The sequence below is a fragment of the Robertmurraya sp. FSL W8-0741 genome, assembly GCF_038004005.1.
Taxonomy (GTDB): Bacteria; Bacillota; Bacilli; order Bacillales; family Cytobacillaceae; genus Robertmurraya; species Robertmurraya siralis.
Window position 1 is genome coordinate 3475758 of sequence record NZ_JBBOQG010000001.1, and the last position, 22075, is coordinate 3497832.

At 39.0% G+C, this 22075-nt stretch carries 22 protein-coding genes, 1 pseudogene and 2 riboswitches; of the genes and pseudogenes, 6 read left to right on the forward strand and 17 right to left on the reverse strand.

From position 1 onward, the window contains the following. Position 1: 1 nt before the first annotated feature. The 11 genes from NST02_RS16810 to NST02_RS16860 form a co-directional block, all read right to left on the reverse strand. Complete coding sequence (locus NST02_RS16810) at positions 2-1369, reverse strand: cobyrinate a,c-diamide synthase (RefSeq protein WP_340949306.1); 1368 nt, start codon at positions 1367-1369, stop codon at positions 2-4. 1 nt (position 1370) lies between these two features. Beyond that, positions 1371-2501, reverse strand: a complete 1131-nt coding sequence (locus NST02_RS16815) for a cobalt-precorrin 5A hydrolase (RefSeq protein WP_212933363.1) — start codon at positions 2499-2501, stop codon at positions 1371-1373. Next, a complete protein-coding gene (gene cobM / locus NST02_RS16820) occupies positions 2494-3276 on the reverse strand; it encodes a precorrin-4 C(11)-methyltransferase (protein ID WP_095311087.1) in 783 nt (260 codons plus the stop codon). Before cobM ends, NST02_RS16815 begins: the two co-directional genes overlap by 8 nt. Beyond that, positions 3276-3980: a precorrin-2 C(20)-methyltransferase gene (cobI, locus tag NST02_RS16825; RefSeq protein ID WP_095311089.1), complete on the reverse strand. Its 705-nt coding sequence runs from the start codon at positions 3978-3980 to the stop codon at positions 3276-3278. The genes cobM and cobI overlap by 1 nt, the downstream gene beginning before the upstream one ends. After that, positions 3980-5173: a precorrin-6y C5,15-methyltransferase (decarboxylating) subunit CbiE gene (gene cbiE / locus NST02_RS16830; protein ID WP_212933544.1), complete on the reverse strand. Its 1194-nt coding sequence runs from the start codon at positions 5171-5173 to the stop codon at positions 3980-3982. The genes cobI and cbiE overlap by 1 nt, the downstream gene beginning before the upstream one ends. Beyond that, positions 5151-6284, reverse strand: coding sequence for a cobalt-precorrin-5B (C(1))-methyltransferase (locus NST02_RS16835; protein WP_321177957.1), 1134 nt, complete (start codon positions 6282-6284; stop codon positions 5151-5153). Before NST02_RS16835 ends, cbiE begins: the two co-directional genes overlap by 23 nt. Continuing rightward, a complete protein-coding gene (locus tag NST02_RS16840; protein ID WP_095311093.1) occupies positions 6259-6933 on the reverse strand; it encodes a precorrin-8X methylmutase in 675 nt (224 codons plus the stop codon). The genes NST02_RS16835 and NST02_RS16840 overlap by 26 nt, the downstream gene beginning before the upstream one ends. Continuing rightward, on the reverse strand, positions 6914-7690 hold the full coding sequence (gene cobK, locus NST02_RS16845; protein WP_095311095.1) for a precorrin-6A reductase: 777 nt from the start codon (positions 7688-7690) through the stop codon (positions 6914-6916). The genes NST02_RS16840 and cobK overlap by 20 nt, the downstream gene beginning before the upstream one ends. 9 nt (positions 7691-7699) lie before the next feature. Continuing rightward, positions 7700-9313, reverse strand: a complete 1614-nt coding sequence (cobJ, locus tag NST02_RS16850) for a precorrin-3B C(17)-methyltransferase (RefSeq protein ID WP_212933362.1) — start codon at positions 9311-9313, stop codon at positions 7700-7702. Positions 9314-9815: 502 nt separating this feature from the next. Next, positions 9816-9992: riboswitch (cobalamin riboswitch) on the reverse strand. A 527-nt stretch (positions 9993-10519) separates the two neighbouring features. Continuing rightward, positions 10520-11362: a DinB family protein gene (locus tag NST02_RS16855; protein ID WP_095311099.1), complete on the reverse strand. Its 843-nt coding sequence runs from the start codon at positions 11360-11362 to the stop codon at positions 10520-10522. A 19-nt stretch (positions 11363-11381) separates the two neighbouring features. Continuing rightward, a complete protein-coding gene (locus NST02_RS16860) occupies positions 11382-12332 on the reverse strand; it encodes an RNA polymerase sigma factor (RefSeq protein ID WP_137742730.1) in 951 nt (316 codons plus the stop codon). A 182-nt stretch (positions 12333-12514) separates the two neighbouring features. On the opposite strand from NST02_RS16860, the gene NST02_RS16865 reads away from it, so the two are divergent. After that, positions 12515-13006, forward strand: coding sequence for an FUSC family protein (locus NST02_RS16865; RefSeq protein WP_340949307.1), 492 nt, complete (start codon positions 12515-12517; stop codon positions 13004-13006). A 39-nt stretch (positions 13007-13045) separates the two neighbouring features. Here NST02_RS16865 and NST02_RS16870 read toward each other — a convergent pair whose 3' ends face one another. The 4 genes from NST02_RS16870 to NST02_RS16885 are packed head-to-tail and all read right to left on the reverse strand — an operon-like array spanning position 13046 to position 15784. Further along, the gene (locus NST02_RS16870) at positions 13046-13900 is read right to left on the reverse strand and encodes an energy-coupling factor ABC transporter ATP-binding protein (protein WP_212934469.1); all 855 of its coding nucleotides are present in this window, start codon (positions 13898-13900) and stop codon (positions 13046-13048) included. Positions 13901-13939: 39 nt separating this feature from the next. Further along, positions 13940-14728: a cobalt ECF transporter T component CbiQ gene (cbiQ, locus tag NST02_RS16875; protein ID WP_137742729.1), complete on the reverse strand. Its 789-nt coding sequence runs from the start codon at positions 14726-14728 to the stop codon at positions 13940-13942. Further along, on the reverse strand, positions 14715-15023 hold the full coding sequence (locus tag NST02_RS16880; protein WP_095311106.1) for an energy-coupling factor ABC transporter substrate-binding protein: 309 nt from the start codon (positions 15021-15023) through the stop codon (positions 14715-14717). Before NST02_RS16880 ends, cbiQ begins: the two co-directional genes overlap by 14 nt. Further along, on the reverse strand, positions 15023-15784 hold the full coding sequence (locus NST02_RS16885; RefSeq protein ID WP_095311109.1) for an energy-coupling factor ABC transporter permease: 762 nt from the start codon (positions 15782-15784) through the stop codon (positions 15023-15025). The genes NST02_RS16880 and NST02_RS16885 overlap by 1 nt, the downstream gene beginning before the upstream one ends. 352 nt (positions 15785-16136) lie before the next feature. Continuing rightward, a riboswitch (cobalamin riboswitch) is annotated at positions 16137-16329 on the reverse strand. Between the two features lie 40 nt (positions 16330-16369). Between NST02_RS16885 and NST02_RS16890 the strand changes: the two genes are divergently transcribed. Beyond that, positions 16370-16558, forward strand: coding sequence for a hypothetical protein (locus NST02_RS16890; protein WP_095311111.1), 189 nt, complete (start codon positions 16370-16372; stop codon positions 16556-16558). Between the two features lie 211 nt (positions 16559-16769). Here the strand turns inward: NST02_RS16890 and NST02_RS16895 are convergent, their stop codons facing one another. Further along, on the reverse strand, positions 16770-17165 hold the full coding sequence (locus NST02_RS16895) for a peptidoglycan-binding domain-containing protein (RefSeq protein WP_280526687.1): 396 nt from the start codon (positions 17163-17165) through the stop codon (positions 16770-16772). 48 nt (positions 17166-17213) lie between these two features. Next, a pseudogene (locus tag NST02_RS16900) lies at positions 17214-17753 on the reverse strand (N-acetylmuramoyl-L-alanine amidase); the annotation flags it as partial. A 571-nt stretch (positions 17754-18324) separates the two neighbouring features. Here NST02_RS16900 and NST02_RS16905 point away from each other — a divergent pair. The 4 genes from NST02_RS16905 to NST02_RS16920 all read left to right on the forward strand — a co-directional run bounded on the left by NST02_RS16905 (position 18325) and on the right by NST02_RS16920 (position 21700). Next, on the forward strand, positions 18325-19278 hold the full coding sequence (locus NST02_RS16905; RefSeq protein ID WP_137742727.1) for an NAD(P)H-dependent flavin oxidoreductase: 954 nt from the start codon (positions 18325-18327) through the stop codon (positions 19276-19278). Positions 19279-19798: 520 nt separating this feature from the next. Then, positions 19799-20413: a TetR/AcrR family transcriptional regulator gene (locus NST02_RS16910; RefSeq protein ID WP_212934473.1), complete on the forward strand. Its 615-nt coding sequence runs from the start codon at positions 19799-19801 to the stop codon at positions 20411-20413. Positions 20414-20450: 37 nt separating this feature from the next. After that, complete coding sequence (gene spx, locus NST02_RS16915) at positions 20451-20861, forward strand: transcriptional regulator Spx (RefSeq protein ID WP_095311119.1); 411 nt, start codon at positions 20451-20453, stop codon at positions 20859-20861. Positions 20862-21223: 362 nt separating this feature from the next. Continuing rightward, entirely contained in the window at positions 21224-21700 is a 477-nt protein-coding gene (locus NST02_RS16920) for a hypothetical protein (protein WP_095311122.1), read from the forward strand. Positions 21701-22075: the final 375 nt, after the last annotated feature.

A 22075-nucleotide genomic window follows, 5' to 3' on the forward strand; every position in this document is an offset into this window, starting at 1 on the left:
TTTAATTGATACTGCTAAATTTTGAATGCGACGCAGTTAACCAATTTTCCACTAACTTTGGGTTCGAAGCAAAATGAAAATGGGTATATCCAGCAACAAGATTTTTATAAAGGTAGCCTTCTTGTCGAGCACGAAAACGCCCTTTATTAAAATATGCGGGTGTTGTATACTTTCCTTCATATTGGGAATAGTGGAATTCATGCCCCTTTGCCGTTTCTCCTTCCCCAATTAAGAAGTTTCCAGCAAGCCCTGTAATTTCACGATAGCCAAGGGCGGCCAGCTTCTCCTGCATCCGTACACGCCCAGGTATCACTCCAACCATCGAATAAGGCTCTCCACTGCGATTAATAATTTCCTCCGTTAAGTACATAAACCCACCGCATTCTGCCAATGTTGGGAGACCACTTTCGATAGCGAAGCGAATGGACCGTTTTGTTGCTTCGTTTTCTGCTAAGCGTGCAGCAAATTCTTCCGGAAATCCCCCACCAATATACAGTGCTTGTGCAACATCGGGAACCACCTCATTTTGCAGCGGGGAAAAGAAATGTAATTTAGCCCCATATGCGCGGAGGAGTTCAAAGTTTTCCTCATAGTAGAAATTAAAGGCTGAGTCTTTTGCTACCGCAATATGAACAGGCTTCCTCTCTGTTTGGGCATCAAAAATAGAGGAAAAAACTTCGATAGGTTCCGCCTTCGTAATTTTTAATAAAAGCTCGAGATCGACGGTCTCCTCAATCGCCTCGGCAAGACGAGCAAAATAATAATCTAGATCACCACGCTCAATTGCTGGAACTAATCCTAAATGACGACTTGGCAATGGGTCCACCGCTCCCTTTTGCAAATAACCGACAACAGGGATCTCACATTCCTTTTCAATTGCCGTTTTTACAATTTCATAATGGCTTCTGCTTCCCAACTGATTAACCAGAACGCCCACAATATTTGATTTTTCATCGAGCAACTGAAAACCTTTCACGACAGCAGCGACACTCCTTGCCATGCTCGCCCCATTCACGATTAAAATCACTGGACTTTCAGTTATTTCACTTATATGGGCAGCAGAGCCTTCATTGGATAATGGCGATTTCCCGTCATAAAAACCCATTACTCCTTCAATCATCGCAATATTCGCTTCTCGACTGGCTCTAGCAACAATCGCACGAACAACTTCTGCCGACATCATGAAACTATCAATATTTCGAGAAGGGCGCTTTGTAACCGCGGTATGATAAGTAGGATCAATATAGTCCGGTCCACATTTAAATCCTTGGACATTGAAACCACGCTTCATCAATGCACGCATCATCCCAATCGTAAATGTTGTTTTTCCAACTCCGCTTCCTGTACCTGCCAGCACAAAACGATTCATTTTAGCCCTCCTCAAAATTAATGCGTGCAACAGAGATGGTTACATTTCCGCTTTTCTTTTTCTCTAATACTAATGATTTCGCACGCGCATAACGCAGCGCTGCCGGCTCACTAACTCCGTATGCACCAGTATATTTATAAACTGTTTCCGAGCGGTTTTGTATCGGCATTTCATTCAGTTCAATTGCACTGTAAGTAACAAATGACCAATTATGCTTTGCTGTTAGCGCAAGTAACCCCTGTTCATCTTTCTTTAAATCGATGGAAGCAACTGCCTTAACACTTTTTATACTTAAGTTTAACGCGGTTAATGTGTCCCTCACCACTTGCTCAAGTTCCTCAACTTTCGTTCCCCGATTACAGCCGATTCCCAAAACAAGGGATTTTGGTCGATAGACGACTCCGTTTTCAAGCAATACTTCTTCATGCGGAGCAATTAGACGATCGGTAATAAGAAGAGTTGCTGCTGGCTTTGCTTCAATTGCTGCTTTTGTGGAAGGATAAAGTTTTAGATGAGCCGGCATTGGATGATCGTATATCCACCACTCTTTTTCTCCTGCTTCTTGAACGATCGCAACATGCTCTTCATTTACAACTGCTGCACTTACAGGTGTCAGCTTCTCGTCACTATCCCACATCCAGCCAAATTGTGCTCCAAATAAATCAACAGGGATCGTCTTTTGGACATCTGAAGCTGTTGTGATGACAGATAACGCTCCAATTGCACGGGCCAATTCTCCCGCTAAAGCATTAGCTCCACCGATATGACCAGATAAAACGCTGATGACGTACTGACCTTTATCATCAACTACGAGCACAGCAGGATCTTTCTTTTTATCTTTTAATAATGGAGCAATCATGCGCACTACCGCGCCGAGCGATATAATACAGATAATCCCTTTATAATGCTGAAACAGCGCTGGTAGCAATAAGCGCACCGTGCCATCAAACAATTGAATTTGACGCTCATCCTCATCTCCATAGGCAAATTTCTTCATATAATAAAGATCAGCATATGGAAAAATTTCCGTATAGCGCCTCGCATTCTCCACTCCATGTTTTGTAATGGCAACAAGGGCATACGGTTTTCGTTTTGCAATAGTCGGGATCACACCCTCGTGCAAGCTAATCATTGGTCTTCACACCTTTTCGAAAACCGTGAGTAAAGGTTTTATCATATAATCTCGAACGGTATTCCTTTTCATGAATATTCGGATCCAAAGCCCAACCAGCTAAAATCATTGCATGTTTCCTAATACCATTGACGCGCATCGCCTCATCTAATTCAATCAGTGTGGTACGAACAATTTTTTGATCTGGCCAAGATGCCCGCTGAACGACAGCAACTGGTGTATTGTCAGCCCAACCAGCCAACTGCAATTCTTTCATAATTTTTTTAGTTAAAGTAGCACTTAAAAACATCGCAATCGTACAATGATGCTTCGCTAATTCTTGCAGTCTTTCACGTTCTGGTACAGGGGTACGCCCCTCTGCCCTTGTTAAAATAAGGGTTTGTGTTAAATCGGGAATCGTTAGCTCAGCCCCTACTGCAGCAGCGGAAGCAAAAACAGAGCTGACACCTGGGATCACCTCATATGTGATACCATGTTGCTTTAGTAAGGCAACCTGCTCCATCGTTGCTCCGTACATTGCCGGATCACCTGTATGGAGGCGCACTACCATTTTTCCCGCATCTATTCGGTCTACAATGGTTTCCACCATTTCTTCAAGATGCATACCAGCTGTACGGATAATTTCTGCCGATGCCTTTGCTTCTGCCACTAATGTTTCACTAACAAGCGAATCCGTGTACATCACTACATCCGCTTCCTTTAAAAGCTTCAACCCTTTTACCGTAATTAAGTCCGGATCACCTGGTCCTGCTCCAATAATCCAAATTTTCTTCATTATTTGCGCACCACCATGCACGACAGGTAATTTAACTCCGCTCCCCGAAGGTCATGGACATTCCAGATCACTTCTTCATCAGAGGTCACCTTTGTTACGACATGGGTCCTTTCTAATAGATTCATTTCCTCTAGTAGATTCAACATATCATCTATTACTTTTGCAACCTTAATAAAGACAATTGAATGATGAGATTCAATCACTTTTCGCATTTCCTCCATATTCTCTGTCGCCGGGATCATTGCAACACACTCGTCCCCGTCTGCCAATGGAATTCCTAAACGATTCGCAGCGCCATTAAAGGACGAAATTCCTGCCACTGTTTCTATTGGCACTTCTGGGAATTTTGATTTCATTAAATTCATAATATGAATAAAGGTGCTAAACAACATCGGATCGCCTTCTGTCACAAAAGCAACGTCTTTTCCTTGAACTAAATAGCGATAAATAGCATCAACCGATCTTCCCCACTCAATTCTTAATGTATCTTCATCTTTTGTCATTGGAAATACTAAGCCGAGCATTTCTTTTTCCGCTGTGTTAATATACACTTCGACAATTCGATGGGCATATGATTTACTGCCTTTTAATTTCTTCGGATAGGCAATAACAGGACACTCCTGCAATTTGCGAAATGCTTTGACAGTAATTAATTCTGGATCTCCGGGTCCTACACCCAAACCGTATAATGTACCTATCGTCATCATTCTTTTCCTTTCTGTGCACTCACAATAAAAATCGGATTTAATGGCTCAAAACGAGTCAAATTTAATATTGGTTTGCTTTTTGAAATTTGCACCTGCGTGACCGTTACTTCACAGCCTAATGTTTTTAAATGGCGCATCGCTTCTGCCAAGTTTTCAATTGTGGCAATATTCATGACGAGACGACCGTTTGGAAGCAGGCGTGAAATACATATTTTCAATAGTTCTTCCATATTGCCGCCGTTGCCGCCGATAAAAATAGCATTGGGATCAGGAAATTCATCGAGACGTTCTGGTGCTTTTCCTAACACTGCAACAAAGTCAGCACGATGTTTCACTTGATTTTGCAAACAGTTCTGCAAATCATTTTCATTTTTTTCAATCGCATAAACTTCACCTTCGCGTGCCATTTTCGCTGCTTCAATGGCAACAGAGCCCGTGCAAGTGCCGATATCCCACACAATGCTATTATCTTTAAGCTTCAATTCTTGCAAACTAAGAATTCGCACTTCTTTTTTCGTAATAAGTCCTTTATCCGGTTTTCGTTGTATAAAGGCTTGATCGGGAATACCTAGCGATGAACGCTCCACTCGCTCACTTTGTTTTAATATCACGACATTCAATGGCGAAAATGTGGCTTGCTCCATTTCATCTAATGTTAAATGGCGACATCGTTCATCCACACCTTGCAAATTTTCCGCTACGAAAGCAACATATTCTGTCATGCCAAAGCGTTTTAAATACTTTGCTATCGCTTGAGGCGAGTTTATTGGATCCGTTAAAACAACTATTTTGTGACGCCCATCAATTTTCTGGGCAAAACCCTTTATAGAGCGTCCGTGTAAACTGACGATAAATGCATCCTGCCAGCTTTCTTTCATTTTTGCAAAGGCCAATTGAATTGAACTCGCATAGGGGTATATTTCTAAAGGAAGTTTCTTGGCGAGGACACTGCCTAAGCCAAAAAACAGCGGATCACCTGATGCCAATATGACGACATTTCTCTTTTCCTTCAGCAATTCAGCCATTAAAGACGTTAATCCACCCTTAACCACTTTCTTCTCTTTTGTAAAGGTTGGAAAAAAGCTCAAATGGCGTTCTCCTCCGACAAGAAGCTCACATTCCTCAATCCATTGCAAATATTGAGGAAGCAATCCATCAGCGCCATTATCACCGATACCAATCATTTTCATCCAATTTGTCAATATTCTCAGCCTTTCCTATACATTCTCCGCTAAGTGTATACAACGTTGTCGAAACATTCATATTGCTATTAATGTGATTCAATGCGTGATAACAGCAGTTCTTGCAAAGTGCTGCAAAAAAGGCTTCATTGCCTTTAAGCAGGTCAGCAACTTGCGAAGCGGTGTTTGCTTGTAAAATTTCTTTTTGAACGGCTTCTTCTACGCCTACTCGTTTTGCCATTCCCGCTAAAAACTCAAAGCTGACCGGTGCACTTTTTGAATGAACCATCATAATACCTTGAGCAATTTTTGAGAATTTCCCGATCATTCCGACTAGCGAGACATTGGGAATCTCCTTTTTAGCAATATGTTTTAGTGTAAATCCAACAAAATCGCCCATTTCAATAAATGCTTCTTCCTGTAAATGAGGATATTGCTTCATCGCATATTTCTCACTTCGGCCACCTGTTGTAATGACTAAATGATCACATCCTGCTTCTTTCGCAACGTTAATTGCTTGTACTATGCTTGCCATATAAGCTGAACTGGAAAACGGAACGACAATGCCGCGCGTTCCTAAAATGGAAATCCCACCAATTATTCCTAATCGCCCGTTTAATGTCTTTTTGGCGATCTCTTCACCATCCGGAACAGAAATAATAACGTCTATTCCACAATCTAATTGATATTCGTCAAGCGCTTCTTCAACAACCGCATTGATCATTTTTCGCGGTACAGGATTGATCGCGGCTTCACCAATTGGTACTGGCAGTCCAGCTTTTGTCACCCGCCCAACGCCAATTCCACCATCTAAGTGAATACCCCTTCGCTTTGAAAAACGGACAGTGCTTTGGATTCGAGCTTGATGTGTAGCATCTGGATCATCGCCAGCATCTTTAATGGTTTCACACATTACTTCGTTTTCTGTCTTTTCAAATCCTGTTACTTTAAATGATGCGTATTGGCCAACCGGCAAATAAATCATGACTTCATTCGGTACTTTTCCGGTGACAAGCGCTTGCAGGGCCGCCTTTGTCATCGCTGTAGCACAAGCTCCAGTCGTGTAGCCATGCCGCATTTGTGAAGGATCTTTTTTATTTCGTTTCGTTTGCGCGCTCATCAGCCATAATCGAGATGGCATTAAGTGCCGCCACAGTCACTGTACTGCCACCCTTTCTTCCTTTATTAGTAATGAATGGAATTCCTTCAAGCACGGCTAACTCCGCTTTTGATTCTGCTGCTGACACAAATCCAACTGGCATGCCAATAATTAAGTCCGGTTTGGCTATTCCTTCCTTCACTAAGCGGATTAACTCCAACAATGCCGTTGGTGCATTGCCGATCGCATAAATACCGCCTTCATGTAAGCGTACTGCCTTTTGCATAGAAATAATCGCTCGCGTCGTTCCTTGCGCCTTTGCTTCCTTTGCAACATCCTCATCTGCAATATAACAATGCAAATCACCGCCATGTTTTTGAAATCGTTTACGTCCTGATCCACTTTCAATCATTTGCACATCAGCAACCACATGGCGACCAGCAAGAATGGACTGAATTCCTGCTTCAATCGCATTTGGAGTAAAAATCATACTCCTTCCTAATTCAAAATCTGCTGAAGCATGAATGACACGTCTCACTACCAGCCATTGCTCATCTGTAAAAGAATGTTCCCCCATCTCTTCCTTAATGATCGCAAAGCTGTGATCATATATTTTGTCCGGGTCGACCGTAACAGGGGTAAAACTCGTATTAAAATTCATGTTTGCCATTAATAAAACCTCCTAATAAATGAGTCACTTCATCAAAACAAGTACAATAGTTTTCATACTGGATGGAAGGCCGCTTTATTAAAATGACGGGTATTCCCATCTTTATTGCAGCGGTCATCTTTTCGTCAACAGAGCCGACTTTGCCGCTTTCTTTTGTAATCATTAATGTCACTTTAAACTGCTCGTACAATGATTGGTTTAATGATTCTGAAAATGGTCCTTGTATGGCGATAATATCCTTTTGTTTAATTCCTAATTTGTCACATTTTTCCATATTCTCCCTATTTGGAAGCATCCTGCAAATAAGTCGAATATCATCCTTCATTAAATATTTTGTAAAAATATCTAACGTTTTACTACCTGTCGTCAGCATAATGGTACCTTTATGATTTTGCGCTAGTTTCGCTGCTTCTTCATAGCTGTCAACTTCTGTAATGTAGGAAGATTGATACTGTTCTTGCGGCCGCTCATAACGTATGTAAGGAATTTTGCAGTGAGCGCTTGCAGCCATTGCTGTTTTCGAAGCTTCCTCCGCATAAGGATGACTGGCGTCCACCACAACATTTATTTCATGCTTGGAGATCAGTTCCTTCATATCATTCTCGCTTAAACGACCTACCTGATATGGAATATCGTTTTCTCTTAAACTATCAGCGGCAGATTCCGTCACAACGGTTGCTAATATTGAATACCCTTGATTTTGCAAATGAACCGCTAAAGCTCTTGCGTCACTTGTCCCCGCTAAAAATAAAATCATCGTACCCTCCTAATCTCCACACGGTGCTGGCTCAACTTCAATTTTCGAACTCATATCATGATAAATAAAATCTTGAATTCTCTTCACTCGTTTAAAATATTTAAAAAGGCGTTCATTCGGATGTGCATTTTCTTTATACTCATTAATTATTCTCGTTAGCAGCGGCAATAAGTTTTCCGGCTCTATTCCTTCCGCAACTGGCTGAGCTGCATGAGCCGTTCTCCCCACTGGCTTTGAGCCAATAAATAAGTCAAACTTTTTTTTGCGATAGACGATCCCGATGTCATCAAAGACAGCACGATAACAGGCCATTCCGCAGCCATTAAAGCCGATATGTAATTCCTTCGGAAGCTTCAAACCCCCTAGTTGCTCTGCAATTTCCTCTGCGTATGGGATAGACTCCGCTTTTTCACCATAGCAAAAGTCACAAGCCTTTACGTTTAATACATCGCCAATCGGCATCACCATTAATCCATTTTGTTTAAGTTTTTCAACAATCACATCAGGCTCCTCTGTTGAAAGCTTGACGATAAAACGATGATCTGGCGTGTATTCTAACGAACCTTGCTCGCTAATAATTTCTGCCAATAGACGCATTTGCTCTGGTGTAATAAATTTATTCGCAACCCCTGGAGAGACGGCAAATTCAAATATTTGTTCAAGAGGCTGCTGCACTATTAATGGATGATCAATCTTCGTTTTTGTCACCATCGCTACGGCCATAAGGGCCATGTTTAACGAACTCGTTTTTTTTTTAGCTTCACGCTCAGTGCTAGTTGCTGCTTCCTTTTCTTGCTCTAGCGCCCATGGTTCAGCCTCTTTCTTTAGACGTTGATGCGGTTTTAAACTTTGCTTTTCTTCACCTAATGTATATTTCCGTTGATACCCCCGCGGTGTTATGATCTTGTTGTCATAAAAGAAAGTGGAGGAATTGCCGATGATGACTGTCGTTAGCATGCCAATATCATGCTCTAACATTTCCGCTAAATTCGTCAAAACGACGCGCTGATTGTCACGATATGCGCTTTTTACTAAGCCTACAGGTGTATCAGGAGAGCGATACTTCAACAAAATTCTTTGTGCCTCCACTATTTGCCGCGTTCTCCGCCCGCTTTTCGGATTATATAAAGCAATGACAAAATCAGCCATCGCCGCTGCTTCAATCCGCTTTTCAATCACCTTCCACGGCGTCAAATGATCACTTAAACTAATCGTACAGGCATCATGCATAACCGGGGCACCTAGTAAGCTTGCACACGAATTGATTGCCGAGATACCTGGAACAATTTCTACCCCGATGCCGTTTTCCTCCGTCCAGCCTTTTTCAATTAATACTTCATACACTAAACCTGCCATTCCATAAACACCAGAATCCCCACTTGAGATCACTGATACTGTATGTCCAGCTTCAGCTTGCTTTACTGCTTCTTGTGCTCGAGAAACCTCTTCTGTCATCCCTGTACTTACAATTGATTTCGCCGTAACTAAATGCTCGATAAGATCCACATACGTCTTATACCCAATAATATAGTCACTGTGCTGCAGAGCATATATTGCCCTTGTTGTAATATGTTCTTCTGAGCCTGGACCAAATCCTACTACATAAATCTTTCCAACTTTCATTCGCTAACCTCCAATAAATTAAGAAAAGTACAAGCACCTTTTCTGAAAAGCCATCCAAATGGGCTGTGAGAACGCAAATTTCCGATGTAAGCACCCTAATCAACCTTTTCTTGTGGAAAACTTGAGGAACATCGTGCAGAAACCGGAGCTAGTCAATTCTTAAAATTTTCTGTTACAAGAATACAAATGCGCATGGAGCGCGTCTTCGGAACAATTAAAAGTTGAAATTGCTCCGATGAGGATGTAGGAAAAGGGTATCCTTTGTCCTCATCGCCATAAAAAGCGCTAAAGGGTCTGTTCTTTCCATAAGACAACAACAATTTGCTTGATTTTCGGCGGGAGGAGTTGAGACAGGCTGCTTGCTCTCGGCGTAAATAAAAAAGCCTGCACTCCTTTCATAGGAATACAGGCATTTTAAGATACAATAGATGAAATACTATACTTAAAACATAAAAACAATAGAAACACTACTGTTCCGCCTATACTTCTCCCTCCGAAAAGTAAAGTGTCGTTTAAATAAGCAGGTTTCCTGACTTAAGCATCATCTTACTCTTACACCTTCCCGATTTCTCAGTGGTCATGTAATTTCATCAGCTCTTACAGTAGCGGGGGCTGTACTAGATTTTCACTAGTTTCCCTTTTACCTCACAAAGTGAGCACTTATTTAAATTAAACTATTAAATTGGTTTTAATATATCATACAATCTCAATTGTTAAAATCCATTTTTCAAAAATTTTATAAAGATTGTGTGAATAACACTATTCTCACATAGTTAATTATTAAAAAACTTCCTTCAATAATCTTTTACAGGTAATCCTCTTTTCGAAATTAAATATCCGTTAAAGAAATGAAATCGAAGGCAAAAACAGCCCTTGTAATGTGTGAAAAAGGCAGTTATCTGCTCAACGTAAAATTGAGGTAGGAAGTGCGCTCGGTCACATCAAGGGCAATCGCTCGTTCCGTAGTTTTCCCTACGGGGTCCTGATAAAGTCCATGTCGAGTTTGGAATTGTGGCATTAGCCCACAATATACTGAAAGTTGCCGGCATCCGCCAGCTTCTTTCAGGAAATGATCCATATAATACAAAAGTAATGGGAGGAAGACGAGCTGTTTTTCTCCCATTGCTTTATTTTAGGGACTTATCAGACAGCCTTCTTCTTACCCAGGAAACTAATAATATTTCATTATAAAAAAATGACCGCTCCCTATTTTCCATGAATTCTTCTTGTTTCGAGAATTTGTTCAATATGACCAAGCGCGTGAGACATTAATAGACGAATTCGCTCCCTTACTGTTACAACTGGGCCACTCGAAATTTGTATCGTTCTGTCCATTGCGTTAGGAAGATGGCGAAGCAAGCCGGAAATATGTTTTCGAATCGCAATAAAAAGTGCTACCTCTGCCCCAATAGTACGATGTTGATAATCTAAGCCTTCCACCCATGTATCCGGATTATAACCATTAGCATTAAATATTCTTCCAGGTTCAGCTAAAGCAAATTTGACCATAGCCAGTGAGGACGCATCTGAATCAACCATGTGCAAAACCGTTTGTCTAATACTCCATTTTCCCGGAGCCCTTACTAGATCCAAGTCCCTTTCGTTTAACCCCTCCAATGCTTTTTTTAGTCGAATGGGAGCAAGTTCATAAAATTCCAATAGTTCTAAAAAGCTGAGTTCTTTTCCTTCCCAAAATGAAAGGATATATCCGTTTGGATCAGTAACTTCTAAGATTGTGTCTCCCCATTCTTTTTCAATCTTTGTGACCTCAACCTCATTTAATTTGACCGACGCAATATGACTACTGTTGCCTCTGAAATAGAGCCTCTCCCCCGAATTGACAAGATGATAAGACGGTGCCAACCACCTTGTTACATCAAGGCTTGAATCCTCAACGAGCAAAAGATTCTGTCCAGAATCAAACTCTACCATTGCTGCCTTTTGGCGATCATCAAAAAATAACACATTAAATTGCAAAATATCTTTATAAAATTCTAAGGTTGAAGCGATTGATGGTACAACTACTTTAATGTTTGCCAAGTGATTCATCGTATTTCCTCCAACCCAATTATTGTAACGTATATTTTCTAGGAAAAACCTTCATCATCAACTGATTAGCAGCGGCACGAAGCAATTCAGGACAGAAATAATAGTCTTTTATTGCGACTATTTTTCCATTTTCCCAATCAAGGCGATTTAAATTATAAACAGCACGATCACCGTTCGCGAATGCGACTTGAACAATCGTAGGACGCCCCCACAAATGATGAAGTTCAGCTTTCATATCTACTGGATCATTGGCCCAATCGGTTAGGGAATGTTTTACTACAACCTCTTTTCCTAATTCTTGCGCAATATGAACGATATCCGTTCTTACATTATGTTCTAATAATTTCGCAATCCCTTCTGGATCCCTTCTATTAAAAGCAGCCATGTAATTCGAAATCAATTCTTTTTGTTCGCTAGTAATCTCATCATTTTTGCTCTCTTTATTGCTCTCTTTCGCTTCCTTTAATTTTTTTCTAGCACGATGCAGCAACGCTTTTACCGTCCCTTCGTTGGCACCTACTATTTCTGCAACCTCCTTCAATTTAAAGCTAAAGACATCTGCTAATAATAGAGCAACCCTTTGCCGAGGTGCCAACGTAGTTACTAAATGGGCAAATGCATCTTCAATCTCTCCAATGTAATGGTCTTCATATGATGGAAGTTCATAAGTCGTTTCGATCGGTTCCAGTTTCAGTTTCATCTTGCGACATTGGTCGATCCATGTAGTGGATGCAATCTTAAATAAGTAACCTTTCGGATTTATCGGCTGCCATAAATGTGATAATGATGAAAAAGCTTTCAGCAATGTATCCTGAACCAAATCCTCCGCATCCCATGGCGAACCCGTAATATGGTAACAATATCGCCATAGCTCCGGCCTATAAGGAATCACCATTTCATCGAAAATCTTCTTTATATCCCGAAGTTGTCCACTTAATAACTCCGTCTGTTCACTTACTTTTAGCGTCATGGTCGCTCCTCCTTAATAAAGCTATTTGTTATGTAAAACGTAAAAAATATGAAAAAGGATACGAAATATCGTAAATTTTTTTTATTTCAGGATATAAAGAAGCTATTTCAGATGTAATTCACATAATATTCCCAAAAAGAATGATACTAAATTAAATCAATTATGAGGAGTTGATTTCAAATTTGAAAGACTCACAACACGAAGACACAAAAGCAAACGACACCGTTATAATTTGGAATATGGCCATTGGCTCTGCTTTAGCGTGGGAAATTGCCAAGCTTTTAGGATCTAAACATCCTTATCTAGCTCCACTTTCTGTTATCCTTTGTCAGCAAACCACATTCAATCAAACGGTTCAACTTTCACTTCGGCGAGCCGTTGGAACCATTTTAGGAATCCTTCTCACTGTACTGATCGCAACCCATATCCAATTAAATGGATGGTTTTTAGGATTACTGCTTCTTTTAGGTTCTTATTGTACAAAGTGGTTGAACCTGGATATGAAAGTCCTTCATCAAGTTGCACTCACGATATTATTTGTGTTCGTGTTCGAGGAGCATTCAAAAAGCTATGCCCTCGATCGAATGAGAGATACCTCGATTGGGGTTATTGTCGCAGTAGTTCTTCAATTTATATGGTTTCGTTTCATTACTTGGAAAAAGAGGAATCCATGATATAAAAAAGGAAAACAAATAGTTTTTGTTTTCCTCAGCTCATTTGCTTCTATCTACGATTGGGGTAAGTGAATGCTCAAGTATTGTCAATAACTCTTCTTTTGAACGGGGACAGGTTGACATCTTTAATGGCTCCTTAATTTTGGCAAATACTTCAAGTACCCACGGTTGTCGCAAGTGGCTTTTTGCTAATAAAGTTTGGTCTTGGAATATTTCGAACGGAGCATTTCTGGCAATTAGCATCCCTTCCGATAGTAGCCATATTTCATCAGCCCATTCATATGCGAAATCAACATCATGTGTTGAAACAAGAATAGTGCGTTCCTTCGTCGCTAGTTGATTAAGGATATTTAAGATCCTATTAGTGTAATAGGGATCTAGTCCCGCAGTCGGTTCATCAAAAATCATTAAAGCTGGTTTCATTGATAAAACAGAGGCAATGGCCACTCGTTTTTTTTGACCAACGCTTAAAAAATGTGGAGGTTTTTCTTTTAAAGACATGGTATCAGTCATCTCCATTGCCTCGAGAACACGCGATTCTACCTCCTCTTTTGAAAGTCCCATATTCCGAGGACCGTATTGAATATCATCATAAACACTTGACGAAAAAAGCTGCGTATCCGGATCTTGAAAGACAATCCCAACATCTCCACGCAGTTTATTTTTTTCCTTACGTTTATAAGTAAAATCCTTCCCCTTATAATATAGCTGTCCCGTTGTGGGAGCTAGTACAGCATTTAAATGAAGAAGCAATGTTGATTTCCCTGCTCCATTATTTCCCAGCAGAGCAATCTTTTTTCCTGTTATTATTTGAAGCGATATATTATTTAATGCGAGCGTCCCATCAGGATATTGATAGGAAACATTCTTTAATTCTAAAAATGGCTGTACCATTGCTTTTTTCTCCTCTTTTTCCAAGATGACAGTTCTCTCCTAAACATTTTTGCCAAGGAAAAAAATAAAATAAGTGAGAAAAACTGTGCAACCAATCGTAAGCCAATTTCTTTTGTTAAACGATTGTTGTATTTCAACTTGTAAAAATTGCCCACTATTATTTCCTCGGGAATCACTGGCTTTTTGTACATCTTGTGCTGTTTTAAGCGATTTAACAAATATACTGATGATAAGCTGTGCCAAAGAATAAAAGCTCTGTTTTATCCGAAAATATCCGAGTCTGCTTGTTTGTGCAATGCGAATTTCATTCATATTTTCAAGCAAAACGAAAATAAATCGGTACGTCACAACGAAAAGTTCAATAAATAATGAAGGCAGGCGCATTTTCTGCAATAACCAAATGATTTGTTGCATCGGAGTGGTCAGGATTAAAAAATACATGCAACTTACCCCAGCCATTACGGACAAAAAAAGCTCCAAAACTTGCTCAGCATTGTCGACACTGATATAAATTCTCCAATTTGCGATCTCTATTTGAAAAAGAATGTTTAATATTTCCGTGCTCACTGGTGCCACGGAGAAAAGAATGAATAAAACGCTTGTACATAAAAAGAAAGAGGGCAATAGCAGTAATTTTATATAATACAACAGTGGAATCTTTGCCCCTTTAACAATAACAATACTCATGAACACAAAGATGAAAATGGCACTAGCAGCGTTTTTTAATAATAAAGAGAAGAAGAGAAGGGAAGCAGCAAAGATTCCTTTCTCTAATGGATGAACATTTCTAAATGCATTGCAATACGCCATTTGGTCAATTGGCAACATCTTTTTTATTCACATTCTCCTTATATGAGAAACTCTTTCTTGCTTTTGAGTAGCCGAATATATAGCCAATAATTAATGCACCGATAACCGCTTGCAAGGCAAATAGCAAACTTTCCGTTTCCCCGCCAGGCGGCTCCCAAATTGAGTCAAACCATGGCTCATAGTCAGGAGCAATCTCAACGATTTGTTCCTCAGCTTCTCCATCGGCTCCCGCAAACTCAGAATCATTGACGATATAAAGAGGAATAATCGCTAACAGAACGACAATTAGAAAAAGGAACGCATTCTTCATCATCATCGAGCCTCCTTATGCAAAACATTCAACAGCTTTAATTCATCAGTATTATATTTTCTAATCAAGTTCATCACAATGACAGTTAATAATCCTTCACTAATTGCAAGCGGAATTTGCGTAAGAGCAAAAATACTCGCAAACTTGCTGAAAGAAGCAGCTATTCCTCCAATCTCACTCGGAAAAGCTAGAGCTAGCTGCAAAGAGGTAATAACGTAGGTTCCCAAATCAGCAAACATTGCTGCCAAAAAGACGATAATAGAAAAAGACCATTTCCATTTTGTACCCAGCTTATAGATCGCAAAGGCAATAAGCGGACCCACAACAGCCATTGAAAAGGCATTGGCTCCTAATGTCGTTAGGCCGCCGTGTGCAAGCAATAACGCCTGAAAGAGTAGCACAATCGTTCCAAGCACACTCATTACTAATGGGCCGAAAAGGATGGTTCCTAACCCCACCCCGGTTGGATGAGAACTACTACCGGTTACTGAAGGAATTTTTAAAGCAGATAAGACAAAGGCAAAAGCACCTGCTAAGCCTAACATCATTTTCACTTCAGGATTCTCTTTTACGATTTTCTGAATTGATCTCATTCCAAAAATGAGAAACGGAATGGTAACAATCCACCAAAAAACAGCCCACCCCACCGGAAGGAAACCTTCCATAATATGCATGGCATAAGCCGGACGAGAAGAATTGAACCAAAAATAACTTACAAAAAATAAAATGACTGCTGCTGGCACAAAAATAGATTGTTTCTTCATCATAGATCCTCCTTTTCAAATGGCAGAACAAAAGTGCAAGGACACATCTTCAAAACCATTTCAATTCGAATGATTCCTGCGAAGATTAGTCAGCGAAGCTTTCCTTCATGCTGATCGCCATTCAAACGACTAAAAATGTTAATTTTACTTATCGTTTGCTGCTCTTGGACCGCAGATACACGGATTACTAGCAAGACCCTCAGCGATTAGGTTGTATATTTCCTGATGCAAAAAAGGCATTCAAACCATAGGTTCGAATGCCCAGAATATATTTGTATATGTTTCCAATAAACTTGCAAACATATGAAACTACCGTATTCTTGCAAACACCTCCCTATTATCCCGTAGGTTTCGTTGTGTTCATTGATTAGGCAGGTCTCCTGACTTATCTTCAACACTTCCTGCGCCTTCCCTTCTCCGTTAAGAAAGTGGCATTAAAGCAGGTCGCTTCGAATTACAGTGGCGGGTACCGTGACGGATTTTCACCGAACTTCCCTCTTAAATTGGATAACGATGTATCCAATACCTATCAATGGAAACTATTAAATTACATTCAGTATAAAATTCTATCAGGGGGTTGTCTAGGTGCAATCAGCCATAATTTGTGACAAAAAATCAAGAATAAATAAAACCAATAAAATATTATTTCTCCTTTTTGACAATCGCTCTCACGAAAATTCTCATGGACTAAAAAGACATGAAAAACGCGCCCTTTCGGTTTCCCATTTATTAAATCCCACTATGAAAGATAGTTTGCAGTTATTTCTAACTTAATACAAGGGTTTGTTAAATGTCGGTGTTGATTTCTGGCTAATGTTCTCTTTGATTTCATAAAATCAGAGAGAACCTTTCAGCAAAACTGAAAGACGTGTAAAACTAAGGTTTCACACAAAATGAACCAAAAGTCGTTTTATCTACTTTATTATCTAATAAAGCCTAAATAAATGAGTAAAAACCTCCCATGAATCAGGGAGGTCTCTGACCTTTATGAGAGCAGTTTTTCAAACGTGTTCTTTCCAACAATTCCATCTTGCGATAACTTCCGATCCTTTTGAAAAGCCTTTACAGCGAACCCAGTGTTATCGCCAAAAACCCCATCAAATCCTTGTGGGCTATAACCTAAGCAATAGAGCAACCCTTGAATGATAAAAACGATGTTTCCTCTTGCGCCTTTACCAACTGAACGAATAGCAGCTTTTGTTTTTGAACCCCAAACTCCATCAACAACTAAACGAGCGTTGTATTGTTTATTAAGTTCCGTTTGCAGCGCCTTAATAGCTGCGGTCTTTGTCTTTTCCCCATAGATTCCATCAACAACTAAACTAGTTTTATATTTTTCATTTAACCACTGCTGAAAAACGGAGACTGGTTTGCTGACAATCCCTGATGGTCTTGTTACAGGTTTTGGTGTTGAAACAGGCTGCGTCCCGCTCTTTTGTTTGAGCGCAAACGCTTTAACCAATCCGGCCACATGCCCCGTGGCAACCTTATTCAAGAAAGCAGTTGTTTTTAATTTATTTGCATCATCCGCATGATCAATAAATCCATTTTCCGTTAAGATTGCCGGCATATTCGTTTCTCTTAAAACCGCAAAATTAGCTCGTTTTTTTCCCCTGTCGCGTAATCCTAGTTGACTTAAGATTGCCGGATGAATCACATTTTGATAAGATAGTGTGGCACTGCTCGGGCTGTTATAAATAAACGTCTCAAAGCCTGTGCCTCCTCCACTGTTAATATGAATGGACAAGAAGTAATTGGCTCCCCACGAATTAGCTAATCGTGCACGTTCAGATAGTGATACAAATATATCGTTAACCCGACTTAATCTTACTTCCGTATTTTCATAATTGAGGAGTAAATTGCGTATTTTTAATGCAATGGCTAAAGTCAAATCCTTTTCTCTTAATCCGTTACCGACAGCACCTGAATCCGACCCACCATGTCCAGGATCTATAAAAAATTTAACCATATTCATCACCTCTGATGCCATTGTATGCACCATCATCTCTTCTGAACAATCGTGTTATTTTTTACCAATTTCACTTTTCAAAAGCAATGGTACGATAGTAAACGAATATTCAGTGTCCTTCGCTTATGGTCAGGAGAATTTTCATTCCCTCTTAATTTATTAGGCGGTTACGCAAAATCACTGCGCCAATTTTTTCCTAAGCAGAGCTAATTTGGCTAAATAACCGATTTTGTCAAATTTTTCATCATTAAAAGGCAATAAAATATAACAGATCCTGAAGTCGATTATTTTTTAATGTAGCTTCTCTTCCTTACATCGCCGTTTAAGCAAAAGGATGCCGTTCACCCACCAAGCTTTCTTCATTGCTTTAAACAACGCCTTCAACTAATCATTGCTGGACCTGCAATCTTACCAACAATCCAAATAGGAAAGAATATATTTGAACATTTTGTGAAATCTCAATAATTATCATCTACTTTTAAGACCAGGCATTATATTTGTCACTATTCAATTAGCGATAACCATTGAATAATAAAGAGAAATAAAAATACCTGAGAAATGGGGTTTTCCTATGAATTTTCCACAATTAAAAATCGGGCATATGGCTCCTAAATTTCCAATCCTTCAAGGTGGTATGGGGGTAGGCATTTCGTTAAGTGGTTTAGCATCAGCTGTTGCAAACGCTGGAGGAATTGGTATTATTTCTGGAACGGGCATTACGATCGAGGAATTGAAGCTACATATAAGGAAGGCAAAAGCAGCCATTAAAAATGAAGGCTATATTGGCGTAAACGTTCTATTTGCGATGAACGATTTTGCAGAAAAAATGAAAGTGGCACTCGAAGAAAAAGTGGATTTTATTATCTCTGGAGCTGGAATTTCTAGGGATATGTATAGCTGGGGTAAAGAAGCAAACATACCCGTCATCTCTATCGTCTCAACCGCCAGACTGGCAAAAATGTCAGAACGGCTCGGTGCTTCAGCTGTCGTAGTAGAAGGTCATGAAGCAGGTGGACATTTAGGAACTGAGCGACCGCTATTTGCGATATTACCGGAAGTTGTTGAAGCTGTAAAAATTCCAGTGATTGCTGCTGGGGGCATCATGACGGGAAAGGACATCGCTCGTGCGGTGCAAATGGGAGCATCCGGCGTTCAAATGGGGACTCGATTTGTTGCAAGCAACGAATGCGATGCACCACTCACTTTTAAAGAAAAATATGTTCAGGCAAAAAAAGAAGACATCATCATGGTTAAAACTACCGTAGGGCTGGAAGGACGAGCAATTAAGAACCGATTTTCTGAGCTGATAAGTGGCGATAAAAAGGTGAAAATCAAGAAATGCATTGATTGCCTAAAAAATTGTTCCTATCGCTTTTGCACGATGGATTCTTTAGTCACATCCATGAACGGAGATTGCGAAAATGGCCTCGTATTTGCAGGGGCAAGAGTCGCTGAAATTGAAGACATTCTTCCTGTGCAGACGATCTTTGACAACCTGAAAATGGAATATGAGTCTTGCAATTAACAAAAAATGGACATTTCTTCTATTGGAAAAGGCGCTTTCTTTGGCTCCTTTTCCATCAGTTTTCCCCATCTTTCCCATACATTTTTACCAACATCATATTGGCAATATTCCCTTTGAGACTCTCATTAAAGGAAATTCAAAGACACCACCAGCTATTTCAATCTTTTTCTCGCTTTCCTCCTTTAATGCTCAGTGAGGTATAACGATCGGTTATGCAGTCAACACCATCCCTAAATGAAGGAAAATCCATACTCTTTGCATTTAGTACCTCGTCTTTTTTTTTCAGATAACTCCACTTAACAAATCACTTTGATTTTTGCATGATTGAACTTGTAACCATTGTGCAAATTAGAAATAACAATGAAGCGGGCCTATTTTTTTCAACCATTCATCAACAATGAGATGATGAAATTATGACAGTGTGTCATAAATCATTTGACATATGACACACTGTCATATATTATTAAAACAACGGAAATATGACACGATGTCATATGGATCGAGGTTGGAGGAAAGAACATTGCCTAAACAAACGTTTTTTAACCTTTCACAACAAAAAATTCATACATTGATTGAAGCAGCAGAGAAGGAATTTGCTAGAGTCCCTCTTTTTGAAGCTTCTATTGCCAATATTATCAAAACTGCTGGTATTCCAAGAGGGAGCTTCTATCAATACTTTGAGGATAAAGAAGATCTCTATTCATATTTATTAGAAGAAAAATTAAAAAAGACGAAGGTGTATTTTCTAGCATTATTAAGAAGACATAATGGAGATATGATTGAGGCTATGAAGGAAATGTATCATTACTTCCTCACTATTTTACCAAATGAAGAAGAGCGAAATTTTTTACGGAACGCTCTCTTATATACGACAAATAAAGTGGAAAATTCCTTCACCAATATGTTTGATGTAACTCGTGATCATACAATCTTTAAAGAAATAACCGAATTAATTGATACAAGTCGATTTAATATTAATGACCATCATGAACTAGTACATGTCTTTAAAATTATAACTGCTATTGCCTTTCATAATTTCGTTGAGAAAACATTAAAAGGGTTAACAGATGAAGAAGCTATACAAGCATTTTCAACCAGCATGGATCTAATAAAACGTGGCATATATCGACAATAAAAAGATTTTTTAAAAAATTTAATGAGGAGAATGCACAGTGACAGTAACCATTTATGGCTTAGAATGTAAATCAACAAGGAAAGCAAGACAGTGGATGAAAAAGAATGAAATCTCTTATGTTGATCGGAATATTATTAAAGAACCTCTTACAATAGGAGAATTGCAAGCCATCCTTCGAATGACATTAGACGGAACTGAAGGAATTATCGCGACAAGATCAAAAATCTATAAGGATATGAACTTAGATCTTGATGAATTATCTTTACTCGAACTACTTGAAATCATCCAGAAGCATCCAAGATTACTAAAAAGCCCGATTATTATGGATGAAAAAAGACTGCTGGTTGGCTACAACGAAGAATATATTCGACAATTTCTTCCAAGAAAAACTCGTAAAATCGAATGGTTAAAATGGCAGACCAAAAATAATCTTTTAGTTGAAGGATAGAGTAACGACTCTTTTTGACACAAGTACTGAATAAAACTTAAATTCTTACCAATAGAAAAAGGATAGATAGCCGTAAAAAAGCTATTTATCCTTTTTCTATTTTTCTCATGAAGCCTTTACGCTCCCTCTCTTTCCGTCAAACTCCTCGTCATCGGTAATAGCCAAGAAGAATGCGGTATTCTATGCTCTAACACTAAAAACATTACAGCAACCACTAATACAAAATACTTTAATTAAATTGAGTCATTAATCAAACAATAGTGAACCGAATTTTCTTTTAGAACTCTTTTTGTTTTTTATGAATAACTCGGAATATAAACAAAATAAATAGCACAATTTAAGAAAAACTGGAGGTGGCAGCTATGCTTGTTAATTTTTTTAGAATATTTAATGCCATTGTTTTATGGACCATTTTATTTATTTTTCTTCCAAAACAATCTTTCAAAAGATTCTTACCCGTGACATTGTTTTGTTCCTCCATCCTTTTAATCCAAACTCTTTTAAATCCCATCTTTAACTGGTGGCGAGTTAAAGGTGGCTATAAATATATGGTCTTTGATGCACTAGCTTTTATATTAGGTCCATTCTTTACTATCAATTTGTGGGTGTTCCATTTTACATATAAAAAGTTTTCATTATATGCTTTTCTAAATTTAATTATTGATTTTATCTTTGCGTATCTTTTGAATCCTTTATTTCAAAAATTAGGACACTATAAGTTAAAAAAATACACACCAACAACGATTTTTATCATTTTCTATTTACTTTCATTAATAAATTATGCTTTTCAAAAGCTTTTTGAGAAGCGCAAGATACTAGAAAGTCATTTCCATCAATAATGCATTTTGCCGAACAAGTTAAGCCTAACAATGTTCGGCACTTTTTTATTAGGCTTTGGAAATTCCGGCGCTCTCATTACAACCTCGGAAACTCTTTCCTTAAAAACATCTTTAGATGGGCATGAAAAAGGACTAATCGATCATTATTTGATCGACCAGTTTAGTAAATTCTCCTTTTAATTTTCTTTCTTAAGTTTCCACTTCTGCCCTATTTTTATGTTCCTTCAAAAGGGCCACTTGCGACAATATTTTATTTTTCAAAATTCCTGATAAAAACGAGCAGAAATATACTAAGCTTTTTATAAAAGAGTGTTAAAATAACAATTGTTCAGAAAATGTTCAGAAAGGAAGGTTAAAATTGGAATAATGGACAAA

Bases quoted from the DNA above. Each gene is read 5' to 3' on its own strand.
- NST02_RS16835 (WP_321177957.1), bottom strand. From the start codon at position 6,284: ATGAGCGCGCAAACGAAACGAAATAAAAAAGATCCTTCACAAATGCGG.
- NST02_RS16855 (WP_095311099.1), bottom strand. From the start codon at position 11,362: ATGAATCACTTGGCAAACATTAAAGTAGTTGTACCATCAATCGCTTCA.
- NST02_RS16840 (WP_095311093.1), bottom strand. From the start codon at position 6,933: ATGGCAAACATGAATTTTAATACGAGTTTTACCCCTGTTACGGTCGAC.
- NST02_RS16905 (WP_137742727.1), top strand. From the start codon at position 18,325: ATGAATTTTCCACAATTAAAAATCGGGCATATGGCTCCTAAATTTCCA.
- cbiE (WP_212933544.1), bottom strand. From the start codon at position 5,173: ATGAAAATGATTGGTATCGGTGATAATGGCGCTGATGGATTGCTTCCT.
- cobJ (WP_212933362.1), bottom strand. From the start codon at position 9,313: ATGAAAGTTGGAAAGATTTATGTAGTAGGATTTGGTCCAGGCTCAGAA.
- NST02_RS16815 (WP_212933363.1), bottom strand. From the start codon at position 2,501: ATGATTAGCTTGCACGAGGGTGTGATCCCGACTATTGCAAAACGAAAA.
- NST02_RS16880 (WP_095311106.1), bottom strand. From the start codon at position 15,023: ATGATGAAGAATGCGTTCCTTTTTCTAATTGTCGTTCTGTTAGCGATT.
- cbiQ (WP_137742729.1), bottom strand. From the start codon at position 14,728: ATGTTGCCAATTGACCAAATGGCGTATTGCAATGCATTTAGAAATGTT.
- NST02_RS16885 (WP_095311109.1), bottom strand. From the start codon at position 15,784: ATGAAGAAACAATCTATTTTTGTGCCAGCAGCAGTCATTTTATTTTTT.
- NST02_RS16860 (WP_137742730.1), bottom strand. From the start codon at position 12,332: ATGACGCTAAAAGTAAGTGAACAGACGGAGTTATTAAGTGGACAACTT.
- NST02_RS16810 (WP_340949306.1), bottom strand. From the start codon at position 1,369: ATGAATCGTTTTGTGCTGGCAGGTACAGGAAGCGGAGTTGGAAAAACA.
- NST02_RS16920 (WP_095311122.1), top strand. From the start codon at position 21,224: ATGCTTGTTAATTTTTTTAGAATATTTAATGCCATTGTTTTATGGACC.
- cobM (WP_095311087.1), bottom strand. From the start codon at position 3,276: ATGAAGAAAATTTGGATTATTGGAGCAGGACCAGGTGATCCGGACTTA.
- cobI (WP_095311089.1), bottom strand. From the start codon at position 3,980: ATGACGATAGGTACATTATACGGTTTGGGTGTAGGACCCGGAGATCCA.
- cobK (WP_095311095.1), bottom strand. From the start codon at position 7,690: ATGATTTTATTTTTAGCGGGGACAAGTGACGCAAGAGCTTTAGCGGTT.
- NST02_RS16870 (WP_212934469.1), bottom strand. From the start codon at position 13,900: ATGGTACAGCCATTTTTAGAATTAAAGAATGTTTCCTATCAATATCCT.